At 73.6% G+C, this 20659-nt stretch carries 16 protein-coding genes; 3 read left to right on the top strand and 13 right to left on the bottom strand.

The window, feature by feature from the left end:
- Window positions 1-239: 239 nt before the first annotated feature.
- Window positions 240-1427 carry an MFS transporter gene (locus AB0M11_RS32340; protein ID WP_365711683.1) on the top strand — a complete coding sequence of 396 codons (1188 nt, stop codon included), beginning with the start codon at window positions 240-242 and terminating at the stop codon, window positions 1425-1427.
- Window positions 1428-1579: 152 nt separating this feature from the next.
- On the opposite strand, the gene AB0M11_RS32335 is transcribed toward AB0M11_RS32340, so the two are convergent.
- The 10 genes from AB0M11_RS32335 to hrcA all read right to left on the bottom strand — a co-directional run bounded on the left by AB0M11_RS32335 (window position 1580) and on the right by hrcA (window position 12837).
- A complete protein-coding gene (locus tag AB0M11_RS32335; RefSeq protein WP_365711682.1) occupies window positions 1580-2584 on the bottom strand; it encodes an adenosine deaminase in 1005 nt (334 codons plus the stop codon).
- Window positions 2585-2605: 21 nt separating this feature from the next.
- A complete protein-coding gene (locus tag AB0M11_RS32330) occupies window positions 2606-3511 on the bottom strand; it encodes a ribonuclease Z (protein WP_365711681.1) in 906 nt (301 codons plus the stop codon).
- 6 nt (window positions 3512-3517) lie between these two features.
- Window positions 3518-3871: a histidine triad nucleotide-binding protein gene (locus tag AB0M11_RS32325; RefSeq protein WP_365711680.1), complete on the bottom strand. Its 354-nt coding sequence runs from the start codon at window positions 3869-3871 to the stop codon at window positions 3518-3520.
- A gap of 336 nt (window positions 3872-4207) precedes the next feature.
- Complete coding sequence (locus tag AB0M11_RS32320; RefSeq protein ID WP_365711679.1) at window positions 4208-7417, bottom strand: S41 family peptidase; 3210 nt, start codon at window positions 7415-7417, stop codon at window positions 4208-4210.
- 46 nt (window positions 7418-7463) lie between these two features.
- A complete protein-coding gene (locus tag AB0M11_RS32315; protein WP_365711678.1) occupies window positions 7464-8036 on the bottom strand; it encodes a hypothetical protein in 573 nt (190 codons plus the stop codon).
- A 76-nt stretch (window positions 8037-8112) separates the two neighbouring features.
- The gene (locus AB0M11_RS32310) at window positions 8113-8505 is read right to left on the bottom strand and encodes a VOC family protein (RefSeq protein ID WP_365711677.1); all 393 of its coding nucleotides are present in this window, start codon (window positions 8503-8505) and stop codon (window positions 8113-8115) included.
- Window positions 8506-8530: 25 nt separating this feature from the next.
- On the bottom strand, window positions 8531-9289 hold the full coding sequence (locus AB0M11_RS32305; RefSeq protein ID WP_365711676.1) for a 16S rRNA (uracil(1498)-N(3))-methyltransferase: 759 nt from the start codon (window positions 9287-9289) through the stop codon (window positions 8531-8533).
- Complete coding sequence (locus AB0M11_RS32300; RefSeq protein ID WP_365711675.1) at window positions 9286-10368, bottom strand: nitronate monooxygenase; 1083 nt, start codon at window positions 10366-10368, stop codon at window positions 9286-9288. Before AB0M11_RS32300 ends, AB0M11_RS32305 begins: the two co-directional genes overlap by 4 nt.
- 315 nt (window positions 10369-10683) lie before the next feature.
- Complete coding sequence (gene dnaJ, locus AB0M11_RS32295) at window positions 10684-11820, bottom strand: molecular chaperone DnaJ (protein ID WP_365711674.1); 1137 nt, start codon at window positions 11818-11820, stop codon at window positions 10684-10686.
- Window positions 11821-12837 (bottom strand): heat-inducible transcriptional repressor HrcA, encoded by a 1017-nt coding sequence (gene hrcA / locus AB0M11_RS32290; protein ID WP_365711673.1) that lies wholly within the window; start codon window positions 12835-12837, stop codon window positions 11821-11823.
- A 198-nt stretch (window positions 12838-13035) separates the two neighbouring features.
- Between hrcA and AB0M11_RS32285 the strand changes: the two genes are divergently transcribed.
- Window positions 13036-13758 carry an MBL fold metallo-hydrolase gene (locus AB0M11_RS32285; protein WP_365711672.1) on the top strand — a complete coding sequence of 241 codons (723 nt, stop codon included), beginning with the start codon at window positions 13036-13038 and terminating at the stop codon, window positions 13756-13758.
- A gap of 34 nt (window positions 13759-13792) precedes the next feature.
- On the top strand, window positions 13793-14599 hold the full coding sequence (locus tag AB0M11_RS32280; protein WP_365711671.1) for a DUF3097 domain-containing protein: 807 nt from the start codon (window positions 13793-13795) through the stop codon (window positions 14597-14599).
- A 22-nt stretch (window positions 14600-14621) separates the two neighbouring features.
- Here AB0M11_RS32280 and hemW read toward each other — a convergent pair whose 3' ends face one another.
- The 3 genes from hemW to AB0M11_RS32265 all read right to left on the bottom strand — a co-directional run bounded on the left by hemW (window position 14622) and on the right by AB0M11_RS32265 (window position 20368).
- Window positions 14622-15854 carry a radical SAM family heme chaperone HemW gene (gene hemW / locus AB0M11_RS32275; protein WP_365711670.1) on the bottom strand — a complete coding sequence of 411 codons (1233 nt, stop codon included), beginning with the start codon at window positions 15852-15854 and terminating at the stop codon, window positions 14622-14624.
- 250 nt (window positions 15855-16104) lie between these two features.
- On the bottom strand, window positions 16105-18171 hold the full coding sequence (locus tag AB0M11_RS32270; protein ID WP_365711669.1) for a SpoIIE family protein phosphatase: 2067 nt from the start codon (window positions 18169-18171) through the stop codon (window positions 16105-16107).
- A gap of 322 nt (window positions 18172-18493) precedes the next feature.
- A complete protein-coding gene (locus AB0M11_RS32265) occupies window positions 18494-20368 on the bottom strand; it encodes an AMP-dependent synthetase/ligase (RefSeq protein ID WP_365711668.1) in 1875 nt (624 codons plus the stop codon).
- Between the last annotated feature and the right edge of the window lie 291 nt (window positions 20369-20659).

Here is a 20659-nt window from a genome sequence, read left to right as displayed (position 1 = left end):
CTGCGTTGCCGGCCGCGGGCCGGTGGGGGCCGGCCGCGCAGTTCCCCGCGCCCCTTGCGGGGCGCTGCCCAGCTGTTTCTCTCCAGCCGCATCGCGCGCAGCGCGTCTACCCCCCTCTCCACCCGCGAAACCGGATCGTGCCCCACATCACACCCCCCGCCCTTCTGCCGCTCACTGCCCCTTGATACAAATTCCCGGCGCCTTCCACCCCCCTCTTCCGCATGCCCTGGGAACCGCCCGTGTCCGCCCCCCGCACCACCCCCTGGCCCCTCGTCGCCCTCTTCACGGCCGGGTACCTGGCCCCCTACCTCCTGCCGACCACCGTCGGCAGGCTCGAATCGGGACTCCCCCTCACCGCCACCGAGGCAGGCGCCGTCGGCAGTGTCCTGCTGCTGAGTTCGGCGACGGCCGGCTTCCTGCTCGCCGCCCGGGTCGACCGCGTCGGCCCCCGCACCCTCGCCCGTCTCGGCCTCCTGCTCGCGATCCTCGGCTACGGCGGCGCGGCCCTGACCACCGCCGTCCCCGCGGTCGTCGCCGGCACGGCGATCGGCGGATTCGGCTCCGGCACGATCACCGCGGTCGCCGCCACCGGCATCGCCGCACAGGCGGACCCGCACCGCACCACCACCTTCGGTCTGCTCGGCGTCTCCGCCCTCGCGGCGGCCGTCTACCTGTCCGTCCCGCACCTCGGCCCCGGCCACGCGCAGCCCCTCGCCGCGATCGCGCTCACGGCGCTCGCGGTCTGGCCGCTCACCGCCCGCCTGTCCGCCCGTACCGCGCCGGCCCTGAAGCGCACCGCCGCCGGTCCCCGCCTCCCGCACCTGCGCTCGGGCCTGCTGCTCGCCGCCGCGATGCCGTGCTGGTCGGCCGCGCAGAACTCGCTGTGGGGGGTCAGCGGCCGGATCGGCCTGACCCAGGCGCACCTCGGCGAGGCGACCGTCGGCGCGGTGTTCGCGGCGGCGCTCGGCACCGGTCTGCTCGGCGTCGTCGGCGCGGGCGCCCTCGGCCAGCGTCTCGGCCGGGCCCTGCCGATCGGCCTGGGCACCGTGCTGATCGCGGGCTGCATCGCGCTCAGCGCGTCCGCCACCGACCTCGCGTCCTTCGCGACCGGCGAGATCGCCTGGAACCTGCTCTACCCGGTCGTCCTGTCGTACGTCATCGGGCTCGCCGCCGCCCTCGACCCGCGGGGCCGCTGGGCGGTGCTGGTGGGGTCGGCGTCGTCGCTGGGCACGGCCGTCGGCCCGATGACCGGCAGCCTGCTGGCCGCGCGGGCCGGTTTCCCGGCGATGGGCACGGTCCTCGCGGTGGGCCTGCTCGCGGTCGCGGTGCCGCTGACGGCGGTGGCGCTGCGGCGCAGGACCACCGCCGTCACGGCCGGCCCGGCGCTCACCGGGGAGACGGCGGTACGGCTGGACGTGGCGGCCTGACCACCGGCGCCCCGGACAGCACCCCGAAGGGGAGCGGGGCGGTATCGGTGTGCGGCCTGGCCGCGTGGGCGCGGCCAGCCAGGACGGCGCCGCAGACGGCAGACAGCAGACGGGCAGACCTCAGTGCGCGGCGCCTTGAATGAGGCGTGCGCTCAGCCGTGGGGGCCGCCGAACTCGTAGGCGTCCACCTCCGCGAGGTACCGCGCCCGCAGTTCCTCGTCGTCGTCCAGGAACGACGCGAGGAAGGAGTTGCGGGCCAGCTCCCGCATCCGTTCCCGGGACAGGCCCAGCGCGTCGCGCACGGCGTGGTAGTTGTCGGCGACGTAACCGCCGAAGTAGGCCGGGTCGTCGGAGTTGACCGTGCACAGCAGCCCGGCGTCGATCATGGCCGGAAGCGGGTGCTCGGTGAGCGTGTCGACCGCGCGCAGCCGGACGTTGGACAGCGGGCACAGCGTCAGCGGGACCCGTTCCCGCACCAGACGGGCGACCAGCTCGGGGTCCTCCATGCAGCGCAGCCCGTGGTCCACCCGCTCGACACCGAGCACGTCCAGTGCCTCGGTGATGTACTCGGGCGGGCCCTCCTCGCCGGCATGGGCCACCCGGCGCAGCCCGAGCGCCGCCGCGGCCTCGTACACCTCGCGGAACTTGACCGGCGGGTGCCCGACCTCGGCCGAGTCCAGCCCGACCCCGGTGATCCGGTCCAGGTACGGCTCGGCCGCCTCCAGTGTGGCCATCGCCGACTCGGCGGACTGGTCACGCAGGAAGCACATGATGAGGCGGGTGGAGATGCCGTGGCTCTCGACGCTCCGGCCGAGCGCCTGCCACAGGCCCTCCACGACCGTGCCCATGGACACCCCCCGCGCGAGGTGCGCCTGCGGGTCGAAGAAGATCTCCGCGTGCCGCACGCCCTGCGCGGCGGCCCGCGAGAGGTACGCGTCGGCGAGGTCGTCGAAGTCCTGCTCGGTGCGCAGGACGGCCATCAGCTCGTAGTACAGGTTCAGGAAGGACTGCAGGTCCTCGAACTGGTACGCCTTGCGCAGCGCCTCGGTGTCGGCCCAGGGCAGCTCGACGCCGTTGCGCGCGGCCAGCATGAACGCCAGCTCGGGCTCCAGGGTGCCTTCGATGTGGAGGTGCAGTTCTGCTTTCGGGAGGGGCATCAGAGCATCGTAAAGGCCGCTTCACCTGCGCTTCGGGACCGGCACTCGGAGCAGGTCGTGGGCGACGGTCAGCTCGCCGTCGTAGCCGGCGGCCCGCGCCTGCCGTCCGAACTCGTCGGGATCGGCGTAGCGCTGGCTGAAGTGGGTCAGGACCAGGTGCCGGACGCCCGCGTCGCGGGCGACGGCGGCCGCCTGTCCGGCCGTCAGGTGGCCGTGTTCCGCGGCGAGTGCGGCATCCTCGTCGAGGAAGGTCGACTCGATGACGAGCAGGTCGCAGCCCTCGGCGAGGGCGTGCACGCCGTCGCAGAGCCGGGTGTCCATGACGAACGCGAACCGCTGGCCGCGGCGCACCTCGCTGACCTGGTCGATCGTGACGTCCCCGAGGACGCCCTCACGCTGGAGCCGGCCGACGTCGGGGCCGGTGATGCCGAGCGCGGCGAGCCGGTCGGGCAGCATGCGCAGGCCGTCGGACTCGGTGAGCCGGTAGCCGTAGGACTCGACGGGGTGGGAGAGCCGGCGGGCCTGGAGCCGGTACGACCGGGTGACCGCGAGGTCGCCGTCCGCGTCGACCGGGGCCTCGGTGACGCCGACGGTCTCGCGGTAGGCGGTGGCGTAGCGGAGCCGGTCGAAGAAGCGCTGCCCCGAGCGCGGGTAGTGGGCGGTGACCGGGTGCGGGACCCGGTCGAGGTTGATGCGCTGGATGACCCCGGCGAGGCCGAGGGAGTGGTCGCCGTGGAAGTGGGTGACGCAGATCCGGTTCAGGTCGTGGGCGGCGACGCCGGCGCGCAGCATCTGCCGCTGGGTGCCCTCGCCGGGATCGAAGAGGATGCCCTCGCCGTCCCAGCGCAGCAGGTAGCCGTTGTGGTTGCGGTGCCGGGTGGGCACCTGGCTGGCGGTGCCGAGGACCACCAGTTCACGTACGGACACGGCGGGTCATCCGGGCGGCCACTGCAGGCCGCGGCCGCCGAGGACGTGGGCGTGGGTGTGCCAGACGGTCTGGCCGGCGCCGCTGCCGGTGTTGAAGACGATGCGGTAGCTCTCCAGCTTGTCCTCGTCGGCGACGGCCTGGGCCTCCCGCAGTATGTCGGCGGCGACGGCGGGTTCGCCTGCGGCGAGCTCGGCCGCGTTGCGGTAGTGGACCTTGGGGATCACCAGGACGTGGGTGGGTGCCTGGGGGTTGATGTCCCGGAAGGCGACGGTGGTGTCCGTCTCCCGGACGATCGTCGCGGGGACGTGGCCTGCGACGATCTTGCAGAACAGGCAGTCTTCCTGGGGTTCCCCTGCCATGTCTTCTCCTCACCGGTGATCAGCTTCGGGGGCATCGTATCGTCGTCGGGTGCGAGTTCGCGGGGGCTGGTCGCGCAGTTCCCCGCGCCGCTTGGTCGGGCGCGGTTGCCGCATGTCGGCACGGTCCCGCGCCGCTTGGTCGGGCGCGGTTGCCGCATGTCGGCACGGTCCCGCGCCGCTTGGTCGGGCGCGGTTGCCGCATGTCGGCACGGCCCCGCGGCCCTTGGTCGGGCGCGGTTGCCGCATGTCGGCACGGCCCCGCGCCGCTTGGGCGGGCGCGGTTGCCGGATGTCGGGGCGGTCCTGCGGGCTTTCGGGTGGGACCGGGCGGCCTTTCTCACATGGGCAGCGTCGGCGGGGTCTTGGCGGGGGTCGTGTCCAGTGCCGCCAGGGCTGTCCGTACCGCCTCGTCCAGCTGGGGGTCGCGGCCCGCGGCCCAGTCCTGCGGGGTCTGGACGACCTCCACGTCGGGGTCGACCCCGTGGTTCTCCACGTCCCAGCCGTAACCCTCCAGCCAGAACGCGTACTTCGGCTGGGTGACCAGCGTGCCGTCGACCAGGCGGTAGCGGCTGTCGATGCCGATCACGCCGCCCCAGGTGCGGGTGCCGATCACCGGGCCGATGCCGAGTGCCTTGATCGCCGCGTTGACGATGTCGCCGTCCGAGCCGGAGAACTCGTTGGCGACGACCACGACCGGTCCGCGGGGCGCGTCCCGCGGGTAGCTCTGCGGGCGCATGCCGCGCGGCAGGTCCCAGCCGACGATCCGCCGGGCCAGCTTCTCCACGACCAGTTGGGAGGTGTGCCCGCCGCGGTTCTCGCGGACGTCCACGACGATGCCCTCGCGGGCCATCTCCACGTTCAGGTCGCGGTGGATCTGGGCCCAGCCGGGCGCCTGCATGTCGGGGACGTGGAGGTAGCCGAGGCGGCCGCCGGACAGCTCGTGGACGTGGGCCCGGCGGTCGGCCACCCACGCGTGGTAGCGCAGCGGTTCCTCGTCGGCGACCGGGACGACGACCGGGTGCCGCAGCTCCCCGCCGCCCGCCGGGGACACGGTCAGCTCGACGGCCTTGCCGGCCGTGCCGACGAGCAGCGGGCCGGGGCCGGTCACCGGGTCGACGGGGCGGCCGGCGACGGCCACGATCGCGTCGCCGGGGCGTACCGCGGCGCCGGGTGCGGCGAGCGGGGAGCGGGCGCCGGGGTCGGAGGTCTCGGCGGGCAGGATCCGGTCGATGCGCCAGCTGCCGTCGGCGTGCCGGGAGATGTCGGCGCCGAGCAGGCCCTGCCGGGCGCCGTTGCCGTGGCCGCCGCGCGGGGTGACGTAGGCGTGCGAGGTGCCGAGTTCGCCCTGGACCTCCCAGAGCAGGTCGACGAGGTCGTCGTGGGTGGCGCAGCGGTCGACGAGCGGGCGGTAGCGGTCGAGGACGCCGTCCCAGTCGACGCCGCCGAGGTCGGGCCGCCAGAACTGGTCGCGCATGATGCGCCCGGTCTCGTCGAACATCTGCCGCCACTCGGCGGCCGGGTCGACGGTCTGCCGGACCCGGGACAGGTCGACGGTGATGTTGGTGTCGCTGTCGTCGTCGTTCGAGGCGCGGCGGTCGCTGGGTACGACCTTGAGCTTGCCGTCGGCCCAGAGCAGGACGCGTTTGCCGTCGCCGCTGACCTCGAAGTGGTCGGCGTCGGAGGCGAGGTACTCGATGCGCTGCTGGGCGAGGTCGTAGCGCTCCAGCTCGGTCTTGGGCGCCGGGTCCTCGGGGTGGGCGCGGGAGGCGCCGAGCACGCCGCGCACCGGGTGGCGCAGCCAGAGCACCCCGTCCTTGGCGGCGCGCAGCGTGGAGTAGCGGCCGGCCTCGACCGGGAAGGGCACGATCCGGTCGGCCAGGCCCTCCAGGTCGACGCGGGTGGCGGGGGTGCCCTCGGCGTCCGGGGTCTCGTCCTTGTCGGGGGTCTCGAAGGGGCGGCCGTGCCGCTGCGGGCCGAACGGCGAGGGGGTGGTGGCCGCCAGGGTGATCAGGTGCGGGCGGTCGCCGACCACGAAGGCCAGGTCGAAGACGTGCTCGTCGTAGACCGGGTCGAAGGAGCGGGTGGAGAGGAACGCGAGGTGTTTGCCGTCGCGGGTGAAGGCGGGGTCGTAGTCCCGGAACCGCAGCGGGGTCGCCTCGGTGACGGTGAGGTCGGTGGTGTGCGCGATGCGGAGCTGGCAGAGCCCGCCGGCGCCGGGGTGGGACCAGGCGAGCCAGCCGGAGTCGGGCGAGAAGGCCAGTCCGGAGACGTCGCCGTCCTCACTGCGATCGACCTCGCGGACCTCGCCGGTCTCCCGTTCGACGAGGAGGAGGCGGCCGTCGTGGGCGGCGACGGCGACCCGGCCGCCGTCGGGGGCGACCGCGAGGTCCAGGACCCGGCCCAGCTGTCCGGCGGCGATCCGGCGCGGGGTGGCGCCGGGGACGAGCCCGGTCGCGGGGGCGAACTCCAGGGCGTCGTCGCCCTCGGCGTCCGTCACCCACACCACCCACTCCTCCGCGTCCACCCGGAAGGTGACGGGCAGCCGGGCCCGCACCCCCGGCTGGGCGACGAGCGCACGCGCCGGACCCGACCGGTGGGTCACCCAGTGCACGCCGCCGCGCACCAGGACGGCGCTGCCGCGCGCGGTGTGGTCGGGCGAGGCGTGGGAGAACCAGCGGGCCGCGTTGACCGGGTACGGCTGCCGGTCCACGCGGGAACCGCCGAGCCGGACGTCCAGGCGGCGCGGCTCGGCGCCGTCCAGGTCGTCCAGGAGCCAGAGTTCACCGGCCGAGGCGTAGACGACCCGGGTGCCGTCGCCGGAGGCGTGCCGGGCGTAGAAGCCGTCGAGCGGGGTGTGCCGGCGCAGGTCGGAGCCGTCGGCGAGGGAGGAGTACAGCGCGCCCGTGCCCTCGTGGTCGGAGAGGAAGGCGATCCGGTCGCCCGCCCACACGGGGCACTCCAGGTTCCCGTCCAGCTCCGCGTGGAGCCGGACGAATTCGCCCGCGCCCTCCCGGTCGATCCACAGCTTGCCCGCCGTGCCGCCCCGGTACCGCTTCCACCAGGCCGCCTCCCGGCCCATCGGCGCGGACAGCAGCACGGTGTGCGGGCCGAGGGCGACATGGCCGACCGGGCCGTACGGCAGGACGGCGGACGGGCCGCCGTCGACCGGGACGGTGTGCGCCCAACTGCGCCGCAGACTGGCCTGGCCGTGCGTGGTGATCGCGAGGACCTGCCCGTCGGCGGTCCAGCCGCGCACCTGGGTACGGGAACTCCCCCAGTGCGTCAGCCGGGTGGACGGGCCGCCGTCGACGGGGGCCAGGTGGATCTCGGGGGCGCCGTCGCGGGTGGAGGTCCAGGCGACCGTGGTCCCGTCGGGCGAGATGCGCGGCAGCGTCACGGGGACGTTGTCGGCGCTGACCCGCCAGGCCCGGCCGCCGTCCAGCGGCGCGAGCCACACGTCGTCCTCGGCGGTGAAGGCGACCAGATCGCCGTGGACGTGCGGAAACCGGAGGTAGGACCGCGGTCCTGTCGCTGCACCCTGAGTCACTCGCCCAGCCTATGCACCGTGACGTCTTCCCGGTGGCCGATTTCGATCACTTGCCCTGCACCGGCCAGCACTTGGGGTCGCCCTGGCACCAGACGGTCTTGGTGACGGTCACGGTGGGGCCCGGCTGCCGCCCGTAGGTGGGCGGCCGGTAGGTGCTGTGCACCGGTCCGGGCGTGGCGTCGCAGTCGCCGAGTCCGGTCACCCGGAACCACTCCTTGCCGCCGACGGTCGCGACGAGGTTCCCGCGCACGCAGGCCCCGCTGACCGCCTTCGTGACCCGGCCGGTGACGGTGATGGCCCGCCCGTCCTTGGTTCTGCCCTTGCAGTCGACGGAGACGACGGTGGTCTCGGACGCCGAGGGCGTCTTCGCGGACGAGCGGGACGAGCCGGACGAGCCTGACGAGCCGTAGTTGCCGGTGCAGGTGAGCCAACTGACGTCGACATGCTGGCGTTTCAGCTCGGCGGTGGCGGTCTGGTCGGTGGTGTAGGCGACCGTCGCGGTGTTCAGGTCGCCGGGCCGGCAGGCCGCCAGACCGCCCACGGCGAGCACCGCGAGCCCTGCCACGACCGCCGCCCTGGTCCCGCGCGGCCGGCCCCAAATCAGCCTCAATGCCCCCATGGAGGGCAGCCTGCCACCGTCCCGCCGGTGGCGGTAGGGGACATACGGCCACTCACGTGTTCTAGGCCGTCACCCGTCAGGTGCGCAGCAGCAGCCACTCCTGCAGTTCCACCAGGTTCCCCTCGGGATCCCTGAGGTGGGCGACCCGCATGCGTTCCGTCATCGGCGCCGGTCCGTGCACCAGGACCGCCCCCCGCGCGACGATCTGTTCGCAGTAGGCGTCGAGGTCGTCGACGCGCAGCACCACCAGCGAACGGTGCCCGGTCGCCGCCTCCCCCAGTTCGCCCAGGACCGCGGCCATCATCGCGCGGTCCTGCAACGCGATCCCCGCCGACCCGGCGTGCGGGCTGAACTTCTCGTACGGCCCCTCGCTCGCCCCCGACTGCGGCTTCAGCCCGAGCACCTCGGCGTAGAAGCGGTAGCAGGCGGCGAAGTCGGTGACCAGGAGCCGGACTTGGGCGAGTTCCACGGCGTGCCCCCCAGAGCTGCGCGGTTCAGGACCACCGGCCGGTGCGCCCGAGCAGCAGCGCCGCGGCCGCCGTCCCGGCGGTCGATGTGCGCATCACGGTAGGCCCCAGCGTGTACGCCTTCGCACCCGCCTCCTCGAACAGCGCCACCTCGTCCCGGGCGATGCCCCCTTCGGGCCCGACGACCAGCACGATCTCGCCCTCGGTGGGCAGCGGGGCGGCGGCGAGCGGCTCGCTGCCGTGCGTGAAGTCGGAGTGCAGCACGGCGGCGAGCCCGGCTCCGGCGAGCAGCGCCGCGACCTGTTTCGTGCTCACCGCGTCGCCCACCTCCGGGAACCGCACCCGGCGGGACTGCTTGCCGGCCTCGCGGGCGGTGGCGCGCCACTTGGCCAGGGACTTCAGGCCCCGCTCGCCCCTCCACTGGGTGATGCAGCGGGCGGCCTGCCACGGCACGATCACGTCGACGCCGACCTCGGTCATGGTCTCCACGGCGACCTCACCGCGGTCCCCCTTGGGCAGCGCCTGCACGACGGTGATCCGGGGCCGCGGCTCCGGCTCCGCACGGACGCTCCCCAGCTCCGCGACCACCAGCCGGTCCTTGCCCTCGGCGGCCCGTACGACGCCCTCGACCCAGCGCCCGCGGCCGTCGGTGAGGATGACCTCCTCGCCGGGCTGGAGCCGCTTCACCGAGACCGCGTGCCGTCCCTCGGGTCCGTCGAGGACGATCTCGCCGCCCGGGACGCCCGGCACGGGCAGCGGATCGAGCACGAACACCGGGGCGGTCATCGTCCTGCTCCCTCGCCCTTGACGGACAACGCTGTCGACGCCGCGGCGAGCTCCTCGGCGAGGACCTCCACCAGCTGCCCGGCGGCCAGCTCGCGGGCCATCCGGTGCCCCTGCCCTGCCCACAGGGCCATGCCCTGCGCGTCCCCGGTGCCGGCGGCGGCCTTGCGCAGCGGCGCGGTGAGGTGGTGGACCTCCGGGTAGGCGGCGGGCGCGTAGGGGCCGTGCTCGCGCATGAACCGGTTGACCAGGCCGCGGGCGGGCCGCCCGGAGAACGCCCGGGTCAGCGCGGTCCGGGTGAACAGCGGGTCGGTGAGCGCCTGCTTGTAGAGGGCTGCGGCGCCGGACTCCGGGGTGGCCAGGAAGGCCGTGCCCAGCTGCGCGGCGCTCGCCCCGGCCGCGAGGACGGCGGCGATCTGGCTGCCGCGCATGAGCCCGCCGGCCGCGACCACGGGGATCCGCACGGCCTCCCGTACCTGGGCGACCAGCGACAGCAGCCCGATCCCGGACCCGTCGTTCTCCGGCACGTCCCGGTGGGTGCCCTGGTGGCCGCCGGCCTCCACGCCCTGCGCGATCACCGCGTCGGCCCCGGCCCGCTCGACGGCGAGGGCCTCCTCGACGGTGGTGGCGGTGACCAGAGTGACCGTACCGGCCCGCCGCAGGGAGTCCAGCACCTCCGGCACCGGCACCCCGAAGTGGAACGAGGCCGCCGCCACCGGGTTGTCCAGCAGCACGGCCAGCTTGGCCTCGTACCCGTCGTCCCGGCCGCTGTCCGGGTCGCCCAGCTCGGTCTCGTACCAGGCGGCCTCACCGGCGAGCTGATGCGCGTAGACCTCCACGGCGCCGGACTCGGCGTACTCCGGCTGCGGCATGAAGAGGTTCACGCCGAAGGGACGCCCGGTCAGCCCGCGCAACTGCTTGATCTCCTGGTACATCCCGTCGGCGGTCTTGTACCCGGCGGCGAGGAACCCCAGCCCGCCCGCCTCGGACACGGCGGCGGCGAGCTGCGGGACGGAGATCCCGCCCGCCATGGGGGCCTGCACGATCGGAATGGGGAAGAGATCGGTCAGTGCGGAGGACATGACGGCATGTTGTCACGTCCTCCGAACAAGACCGAATCGGACCGCCCCATTGGCACATGCCAGAAATCTCCCCGACCGGACACCCGACATGGCCCCCCGACCGACCGAGCCGCGGGGGGCTACGGCGCCCCTCGACCGACCGCGTCGGAGAGCCGACGGCGCCACTCGACCGACCGACCCGGGGAGCCGACGGCGCCTTTTGACGAACCGCGTCGGGTGGTGGGTGGGTGACGGTCCCGGGGTCCAGGGGGCGGAGCCCCCTGGCGGGGTCGAAGGGGCGGAGCCCCTTCACGGCACGCCGCCGACGGCCCCGGCTCAGCGCCCGTTGAACGCGTCCTTCAGCCGGCTGAACAGTCCTTGCTGACCGGGCTGGAACTGCCCCTGCGGCCGCTCCTCCCCGCGCAGCTTCGCCAGCTCCCTCAGCAACCGCTCCTGCTCGGGGTCCAGCTTCGTCGGCGTCGTCACCTCGACGTGCACGACCAGGTCGCCCCGGCCCCCGCCCCGCAGGTGCGTCACCCCGCGCCCGTGCAGCGGAATCGACTGCCCGGACTGGGTGCCGGGCCGGATGTCGACCTCCTCCAGCCCGTCCAGCGTCTCCAGCGGCACCTTCGTGCCGAGCGACGCCGCCGTCATCGGGATCGTCACCGTGCAGTGCAGGTCGTCCCCGCGCCGCTGGAACGTGGAGTGCGGCAGCTCGTGGATCTCGACGTACAGGTCACCGGCGGGACCGCCGCCCGGCCCGACCTCGCCCTCGCCGGCGAGCTGGATGCGCGTGCCGTTGTCGACACCGGCCGGGATCTTCACGGTCAGCGTCCGCCGCGACCGGACCCGCCCGTCACCGGCGCACTCGGGGCACGGCGTCGGCACGACGGTCCCGAACCCCTGGCACTGCGGGCAGGGCCGGGAGGTCATGACCTGCCCGAGGAAGGACCGCGTCACCTGCGAGACCTCACCACGGCCCCGGCACATGTCACACGTCTGGGCGGAGGTGCCCGGCGCCGCGCCCTCACCGTTGCAGGTGTTGCAGACGATCGCCGTGTCGACCTGGATGTCCTTGGTCGTGCCGAAGGCCGCCTCGTCGAGCTCGACCTCGATCCGGATCATCGCGTCCTGGCCGCGCCGCGTACGCGACCTCGGCCCGCGCTGGGACGCCGTACCGAAGAACGCGTCCATGATGTCCGAGAAGTTGCCGAACCCGCCGGCCCCGAAACCCCCGGCGCCCGCGCCGCCGCTCTGCGAGAGCGGATCGCCGCCGAGGTCGTAGACCTGCTTCTTCTGCGGGTCGGAGAGCACCTCGTAGGCGGCGTTGATCTCCTTGAACCGCTCCTGGGTCTTCGGATCCGGATTGACGTCCGGGTGCAGCTCGCGCGCGAGCCGCCGGAAGGCCTTCTTGATCTCTTCCTGCGACGCGTCGCGGCGCACGCCGAGAACGGCGTAGTAGTCCGTGGCCACTTACGACTCCGCCAGGATCTGTCCGACGTACCGTGCCACCGCTCGTACCGCTCCCATCGTTCCCGGGTAATCCATGCGGGTCGGTCCGACCACGCCGAGTTTGGCGACTGCCTCGCCGCCCGAACCGTAGCCGACCGACACCACGGACGTGGAGTTGAGTCCCTCGTAGGCGTTCTCGTGACCGATGCGTACGGTCATGCCCGAATCCCCCGCCTCGCCCATGAGCTTGAGGAGGACGACGTGCTCCTCAAGGGCCTCCAGGACGGGCCGGATGGTGAGGGGAAAGTCATGCCCGAAGCGGGTGAGATTGGCGGTGCCGCCGATCATCAGCCGCTCCTCGTTCTCCTCGACGAGCGTCTCCAGCAGGGTGGAGAGCACCGCCGAGACCGCGCCCCGGTCCTCGACCTCGAAGGCGTCCGGCAGGTCCTCCACCAGCCGGGGCACGTCCGAGAACCGGCGGCCCGCGACCCTGCTGTTCAGCCGGGCCCGCAGGTCCGCCAGAGACGTCTCCCCGAAGGGCGCCGGGCAGTCGACCATCCGCTGCTCGACCCGTCCGGTGTCGGTGATCAGCACCAGCATCAGCCGGGCCGGAGCCATCGCCAGCAGTTCCACGTGCCGCACGGTCGACCGCGTCAGCGACGGGTACTGCACGACCGCCACCTGCCGGGTCAGCTGCGCCAGCAGCCGCACGGTCCGCGCCACGACGTCGTCGAGGTCGACGGCGCCGTCGAGGAAGTTCTGGATGGCCCGCCGCTCGGGCGCGCTCATCGGTTTGACGCCGGCCAGCTTGTCGACGAACAGCCGGTAGCCCTTGTCCGTGGGGATCCGCCCGGCGCTGGTGTGCGGCTGGGCGATGTACCCCTCGTCCTCCAGGGCGGCCATGTCGTTGCGGACGGTCGCCGGGGAGACCCCGAGATTGTGGCGTTCGGTCAGCGCCTTCGACCCGACCGGCTCCTCGGTGCCGACGTAGTCCTGGACGATGGCGCGCAAGACCTGAAGCCTGCGTTCACTCAGCATCCGGCGCCACACCTCCAGCAAGTCGTCCCGCGGCCTTTCGGGGCCTACGGGCCCTTCGGGTCGTTCGGGTCCTTCGGGTCTTTCGTCTGGCACTCTGCGAGTTCGAGTGCCAGCGTCCCCGGCCCAGTGTACGGCCGTGGGGTACTGACTGGGCAAGGTCGGTCGGGACCCCCGGCGTCCTACGGCTAGCGTCGCGGCATGACGGTGACTTGGGAAGAGCTGGGCTGGGAGCGGGTGGCCGACGGGGTCGGCCGGTGCCGGCTGCCGGGCTGGGACTGTACGGCGGGGCTGGTGCTGGGCGCGAGTACCGCCCTGATGGTGGACGCCGGGTCGAGCCTGGCGGAGGGCGCACGGTTGCGCGTGGAGGCGCAGGCGCTGGCCGGCCGCCGTGTGACCCATCTCGCGCTCACCCATCCGCACTTCGACCACGTCTTCGGGGCGGCCGCCTTCGCGGGCGCGGACCTGTACGCGGCGGTGGGCACGGAGGCCGTCCTCGCCCACGACCGCGAGGAACTGCGCCGGGACGCGGTCCGCAACGGCCTGCCGTCCCCGGAGGCCGAGGAGGCGGCCGACGCCCTTCCCCTGCCGCGCCACCTGGTCTCCGGCGAGTGGACCCTCGACCTGGGCGACGGCCGGCAGGCCCTGCTCGCCAACGTCGGTCCCGGCCACACCGCCCACGACCTCGCCGTCCTGGTCCCCGGTGACCCGGAGGTGGTGTTCTGCGGCGACCTGGTGGAGGAGTCCGGCGACCCGCAGGCCGGCCCCGACGCCGTGCCGTCCCGGTGGCCCGCGGCCCTGGACCGCCTGCTCCGCCTCGGCGGCCCGCACGCCCTGTACGTGCCCGGTCACGGAGCGGTGGTCGACGCGGCGTTCGTGCGGGCCCAGCGCGACGCCCTGGCGGCCCGCTTCGGCGTGTCGTAGGCGCACCGGCCGGGCTTCTCCTATCGTCATCCGAATGCGCCAGTACTCCGCCGACCTGACACCGCCGTGGAAGAAGCCGAAGCCGGTGCCCGAGGTGGCCGCCGAGCCCGGCCTGGTGGTGGAGGAGCCCGGTACCGGTTTCTGCGGCGCGGTGATCCGCTGCGAGGCGGGCACGGTCACCCTGGAGGACCGCTTCGGCAAGCACCGCGTCTTCCCGCTGGAGCCGCGCGGCTTCCTGCTGGAGGGCCGGGTCGTCACCCTCGTACGCCCCGCGTCCGGGGGACCGGCACGCCCCTCCCGTACCGCCTCCGGCTCGGTCGCCGTCCCCGGGGCCCGCGCGCGCGTCGCCCGCGCGGGCCGCATCTACGTCGAGGGCCGCCACGACGCGGAACTGGTCGAGAAGGTCTGGGGCGACGACCTGCGCATCGAGGGCGTGGTGGTGGAGTACCTGGAGGGCGTCGACGACCTGCCCGCCATCGTGGCCGAGTTCGCGCCCGGCCCTGACGCCCGCCTCGGTGTCCTGGTCGACCACCTGCTGCCCGGCACGAAGGAGTGGCGCATCGCCCAGTCGGTCACCAGCGACCACGCCCTGGTCGTCGGCCACCCGTACATCGACATCTGGGAGGCGGTGAAACCGTCCGCCCTGGGCATCGGCGCCTGGCCCCGCGTCCCGCACGGCCAGGACTGGAAGACCGGCGTGTGCCGGGCCCTGGGCTGGCCCGCGGACAACACGGGCGCGGTGTGGCAGGCCATCCTCGCGCGCGTGGGCTCCTACAAGGACCTGGAGCCGGAGCTGCTGGGATGTGTCGAGCGTCTCATCGACCACGTGACCGTGCCCTGACGCCTGCCGTGCCGCGGGGCCCTCAGTCCACCAGGTCCCGCACCACCGCGTCCGCCAGCAACCGCCCGCGCAGCGTCAGCACGGCCCGCCCCTCGCCGTACGCCGCCTGCTCCAGCAGGCCGTCCGACAGCGCCCGGCGCGACGCCTCAAGCCCCTCCTGCTTGAGCAGCCCCAGCGGCACCCCCTCCCGCAGCCGCAGCTCCAGCAGGATCCGCTCCACCCGCCGGTCCTCGTCCGAGAGGACCTCCCGCCCGGCCCCCGGCGACCGCCCGGCCGCCAGGGCCGCCGCGTACGCCCCCGGGTGCTTGACGTTCCACCAGCGCACGCCGCCCACGTGCGCGTGCGCCCCCGGCCCGGCACCCCACCAGTCGGCGCCCCGCCAGTACAGCTCGTTGTGCAGGCAGCGGGCCGCCTCGGAGGTGGCCCAGTTGGACACCTCGTACCAGTCGAAGCCCGCCCCGGCCAGCACCGAGTCGGCGATCAGGTAACGGTCGGCGTGGACGTCGTCGTCGGTCATCGGGACCTCGCCGCGGCGAATCCGCCGGGCCAGCTGGGTGCCCTCCTCGACGATCAGCGCGTACGCCGACACATGGTCGGGTCCGGCGCCGATCGCCGCGTCCAGGGAGGCCCGCCAGTCGTCGTCGGACTCGCCCGGGGTGCCGTAGATCAGGTCCAGGTTCACGTGCTCGAAGCCGGCCGCGCGGGCCTCGGCGACGCACGCCTCGGGGCGCCCGGGGGTGTGGGTGCGGTCGAGGACCCGCAGCACGTGCTGCCGCGCGCTCTGCATGCCGAAGGAGATCCGGTTGAAGCCGCCCTCCCGCAGGGCCGCGAGGTAGGCCGGGTCGACCGACTCCGGGTTCGCCTCGGTCGTGACCTCCGCGTCGGCCGCGAGCCCGAACTCGTCGCGGATCGCGCCCAGCATCCGTACCAGGTCGCCGGCGGCCAGCAGCGTCGGCGTACCGCCCCCGACGAACACGGTCCGCACCTCGCGCGGGTCGTCGCCGAGGACCTTCCGCGCCAGCCTGACCTCGTCGATCACCGTGTCCGCGTAGTTGTCGCGGGAGGCCAGGACACCGCCGGTGCCGCGCAGCTCGGTCGCCGTGTAGGTGTTGAAGTCGCAGTACCCGCAGCGGGTCGCGCAGTAGGGGACGTGCAGGTAGAACCCGAGGGGGCGGGCGGCGGCACCGGCGAGCGCGGACGCGGGGAGCGCGCCGTCGTCGGGGACCGGCTCGCCGTCGGGGAGTGCGGAAGGCATGTCCTCCATTGTCCCGTACGGCTGTCCGTACGGTTGTCCCTCTGCCACCGATACGGCTGTGCGCAGGGCTGCCCCCCCTGCGGCTGTCCGCACGGCTGTCCTCCTACGGCTGCCCCGTATCGGCTGGGCCCTGCGGCTGTCGCGTGCCGGCTGGGCCCTGCGGCTGTCCCGTATCGGCTGGGCCCTGCGGCTGTCGCGTGCCGGCTGGGCCCTGCGGCTGCCCTGTATCGGCTGTGCCCTGCGGCGTCGGTCACTCCGCCTGGAGGACGAGCAGCGCCAGGTCGTCCTCCGGCTGCCCGCCGCCGAACTCGTGGACGAGCCGTCTGATCCGTTCGGCGATCAGCTCGGCGTTCAGCCCCGCGCAGCCGGCCAGCGCCCGCGCGAGCCCGTCGCCGTCGTCGAACTGAGCGGAGCCGGAGCGCCGCTCGGTGACCCCGTCGGTCACGCACAGCAGGCTGGCGCCGGGCGCGAGCTCGATGGTCTCGCTGGTGTACGTCTCGTCCTCCACGACCCCGAGCAGGGTCTGCGGGCGGGCCGCGGTACAGACCTCGCCGTCGGGGCCGAGGAGCAGCGGCAGCGGATGCCCTGCGGAGGCGAGGGTGCAGCGGACGCCACCCCCGTCGAGGGGGGTGAGCTCGCCGTACAGGAGCGAGAGGAAACGCGTCTGCGGGCCGTCGCCGGGCGGCGTGGGGCGGCCGCCGGCGGCAACCAGGGCGCGGGCGGCGGCGTCGGCGGCCTCGGTGGCGTCGTCCAGGAGGAGCTGGTTGAGCCGGTCCAGGACGTCGGCGACCCGGTACCCCTCGCGGGCCAGGAGCCGCAGCCAGGGCCGGGCCAGGCCGATGACGACGGCGGCCTCGGGACCCTTGCCCTGGACGTCGCCGACGGCGAAGCACCAGCGGCCGTCGCCCGCCGGGAAGAGGTCGTAGAAGTCGCCGCTGGGGCCGCCCTTGTCGCAGGGCTCGTAGACGAGTGCGCTGCGCACGCCCGGGATCTCCGCGACCGCGCCGGGCAGCAGCCCGCGCTGGAGGACGGCGCTGATGGTGACCTGGCGGGCGTACTGGCGGGCCGCGCCGATGGCGAGGGCGACCCGGCGGCCGAAGTCCTCCACGAGGCCGATGATCTCGTCGGGGATGCCGTCGGGTCCTGACCGGCCGATGACGAGCGTGCCGAGCGGGCGGCCGCCCGCGATCAGCCGGTAGGCGAGCGCCGAGCCGAGGGCGCCCTGCGGGCCGAGCGCCGCGCCGGGCCAGGGGTACGGCTCGGGCCCGGACCGTAACCCGCCGCGTGCGCACGGCGGGTCCTTCTCCAGGGTGCGCCGCAGCTCCTCGACGCGGGTCTCACTGCCGTGCCAGACCCGGGCCAGCCGCGGGCCGTTCTCACCGGCCGGGTCGCCCCAGCCGCCGCCGCGTCCGGTGGCCTCGTCCTCCAGCCACACCGCGCACCAGTCCGCCAGCCGCGGCACGATCAGCTGGCCGGTGAGCGCCGCCACCAGGTTCTCGTCGAGCTGCCCTGCGAGCAGGTCGGAGGCCTCGGCGAGGAAGGTCAGCGCACCCCGGTCGAGCCAGTCCCGGTCGCGTTCGGGGCGGTGGGAGCAGGCGCCGACGGTCTCCGCGACGGCGGGGGTCGCGTGCGGGGACGGGCCTCCGTGCGGGGACGAGCCTCCGTGCGGGGACGAGCCTCCGCGTGGGTTCGTGGACGTGGACGTGGAGATGGGCGTGGAGGTGGGCGTGGACGTGGAGGTGGGCGTGGGCGGCTTGGGCGCGAGGATCTCGGCGACCTTCAGCTGCTGCTCGTCGGGGAGCGTGCCGCCGGAGCCGGTCAGCCGCGCCCACACCGACTTCGCACCGGTGCGGTACGTCACCCCCCAGGACTCCGCTAGCGAGGCGACCAGCCTGAGCCCCCGCCCGAACTCGGGCGTCTCGTACGGCGTCTCGCCCGGGTGGTCGCGGGGCGCGCGGGAGGGGTGGCGGTCGGTGACCTCGACGACGAACGCCGCTTCGTCCCGCTCCTCCAGCCACCAGTCCACCTCGACGTCCGTCCCGGCGTGCACGACGGCGTTGGTGACGAGCTCGCTGACGACGACCAGGGCGTCCTCGGCGACCCGCTGCTGTTCCGGGCGGAGGAGCCCGCAGGCGGCCCACTCCTCGAAGGAGGTACGCACCAGGGCGCGGGCGGAACCGGGCGCGAGGGGGCTTCCGGGCAGGGACGCGCGCCCCTGCGCGCGCGGGCCGACGGTGTCGTACGCGGACGCCGCGTCGTGCGCAGGCGCCTCACGGACTCGGGAGACGGTCTCCCGTTGCGTGGGTATGGCCCCCATGTCCAGCTCCCCGGGCAGTGCGGATACATCCCGATCGATGCCGACAGAGTGACAGACCGGCTGCGTCCATAAGCGCCGAGTTACCGAAGTGGGCCGCCTTGGGCGAGAACAGTGCTACGCGCGTGCTCGAAGACGAACAGAAACCGCAACAACTCCGAGCATCCGAACCGCGACGGGCGCTCACCGCGCCGTGGCGCGGGGGTTTGTCGACCGGCATCCGTACCACGCGAGGGCGTGAGGGGCGCGAAGGCGCGGGGGCGCGAAAGGCCTCCACACCCCTGCGCTCCCCGCTCCCCGCTCCCCGCTCCGCGGTGACGGCCCCTCAGGCCTCCCGCGTCCCGGCGTACATCTCGTCGATGAGGTGCTTGTACTCCCGCTCCACGACCGGCCTCTTCAGCTTCAGACTCGGCGTGATCTCCCCGTGCTCCACGTCGAGGTCCCTTGGCAGCAGCCGGAACTTCTTGATGGTCTGCCAGCGCTGCAGCCCCTCGTTGAGCTGCCGGACGTACCCGTCGACCATCTCGACGGTCACCGGCGCGGCGACCACCTCGGCGTAGGACTTGCCGTCCAGGCCGTTCTCCTTGGCCCACTCCAGGATCGCGGCCTCGTCGAGGGCGATCAGCGCGGTGCAGAAGTTCCGGTCGGCGCCGTGCACGAGGATGTTGGAGACGTAGGGGCAGACCGCCTTGAACTGTCCCTCGACCTCGGCGGGCGCGATGTACTTGCCGCCGGAGGTTTTGATGAGGTCCTTCTTGCGGTCGGTGATCCGTAGATAGCCGTCGGGGGACAGCTCGCCGATGTCCCCGGTGTGGAACCAGCCGTCGGTCTCCAGGACCTCCGCCGTCTTCTCCGGGAGCCCGTGATAGCCCTGCATGATGCCGGGGCCGCGGAGCAGGATCTCCCCGTCGTCGGCGATCCGGACCTCGCAGCCGGGCAGCGGCTTGCCGACCGTACCGGTGCGGTAGGCCTCGCCCGGGTTCACGAAGGACGCGGCGGAGGACTCGGTGAGGCCGTAGCCCTCCAGGATGTGCACGCCCGCGCCGGCGAAGAAGTAGCCGATCTCGGGCGCCAGCGCCGCCGACCCGGAGACGCAGGCACGCAGCCGTCCGCCGAAGGCCTCCCGCAGCTTGGAGTACACGAGGGCGTCGGCGACCTGGTGCTTGGCGGCGAGCCCGAAGGGCGCGGTCGCCGCGCCGGTGCGCCGGAAGTTGTCCTGGGTCACCTTGGCGTACTCGCGGGCGACGTCCGCCGCCCACTGGAAGATCTTGTACTTGGCGGCACCGCCCGCGCGCGCCTTCGCGGCGACGCCGTTGTAGACCTTCTCGAAGATGCGCGGCACGGCGGCCATGTACGTCGGCTGCACGACCGGCAGATTTTCGATGATCTTGTCGACGCGGCCGTCGACGGCGGTGACGTGACCGACCTCGATCTGCCCGGAGGTGAGCACCTTGCCGAAGACGTGGGCGAGCGGCAGCCACAGGTACTGCACGTCCTCGCCGCTGATCAGCCCGGTCGCGGCGATCGCCTTCGCCATGTACGACCAGTTGTCCTGCGGCAGCCGGACGCCCTTGGGGCGGCCGGTGGTGCCGGAGGTGTAGATGAGGGTGGCGAGCTGGTCCTTGGTGATCGCCCCGACCCGCTCCTTGATGAGCTCCGGGTGGGTCTCCAGGTACCTGGCGCCGCGCTGCTCCAGTTCGGCGAGGGTGATCACCCAGTCGCCGGTCTCGACGCCGGCCGGGTCGATGACGACGACCTGGGTGAGCTCGGGCAGTTCGGCACGCTTCTCGACGGCCTTGGCGACCTGTGCGGCGTCCTCCGCGATCAGCACGCGGCTCGCGGAGTCGGAGAGGATGAACGCCGACTCCTCGGCGTTGGTCTGCGGGTAGACGGTCGTGGTGGCCGCACCGGCGCACAGGATGCCGAGGTCGGCGAGGATCCACTCGACGCGGGTGGAGGAGGCGAGGGCGACACGCTGCTCGGGCTCGATGCCGAGCTCGATGAGACCGGCGGCGATCGCGTAGACCCGCTCGGCGGCCTGCGCCCAGCTGAGCGACTTCCAGTCGTCCGGGCCCTGGCCGGAGGCCGCGGGCACCGGGTAGCGGTAGGCCTCGGCGTCCGGTGTGGCCGCCACGCGATCCAGGAAGAGGGCCGCCACGGACGGCGGTCGGTTCTCGATCAGTGTCTGTGTGTCGGTCACGACATCCTCCGGGGCCCGCGACGGTGCGGCTGGCTCAGTGGGGCTGGGGTTGACTCACGGTGGGGTTCGCGCTGGTTGTTTAACTCGCGAGTAACTATCGAGCAGGGATCAGAGTAAGCCGCGACCGGCCTGTACGTAAGGGGCACCGGCCTGTCTGTTTGGCCGCACGGTCCACGCAGAGCGACGCCACGCGCGCGTAGGGGTGGGGCGGGGGGTGGGTTGGGGGGCCGCCCCGGGGGGCCAATAGTCGGGGGCCGCCCCCCCAAAGCCCCCGGTCGTGTATAAGATTTT

The organism is Streptomyces sp. NPDC051987 (assembly GCF_040680735.1).
In the GTDB taxonomy this organism is placed as follows: Bacteria; Actinomycetota; Actinomycetes; order Streptomycetales; family Streptomycetaceae; genus Streptomyces.
This window is presented reverse-complemented; position numbering and strand designations above follow the sequence as displayed.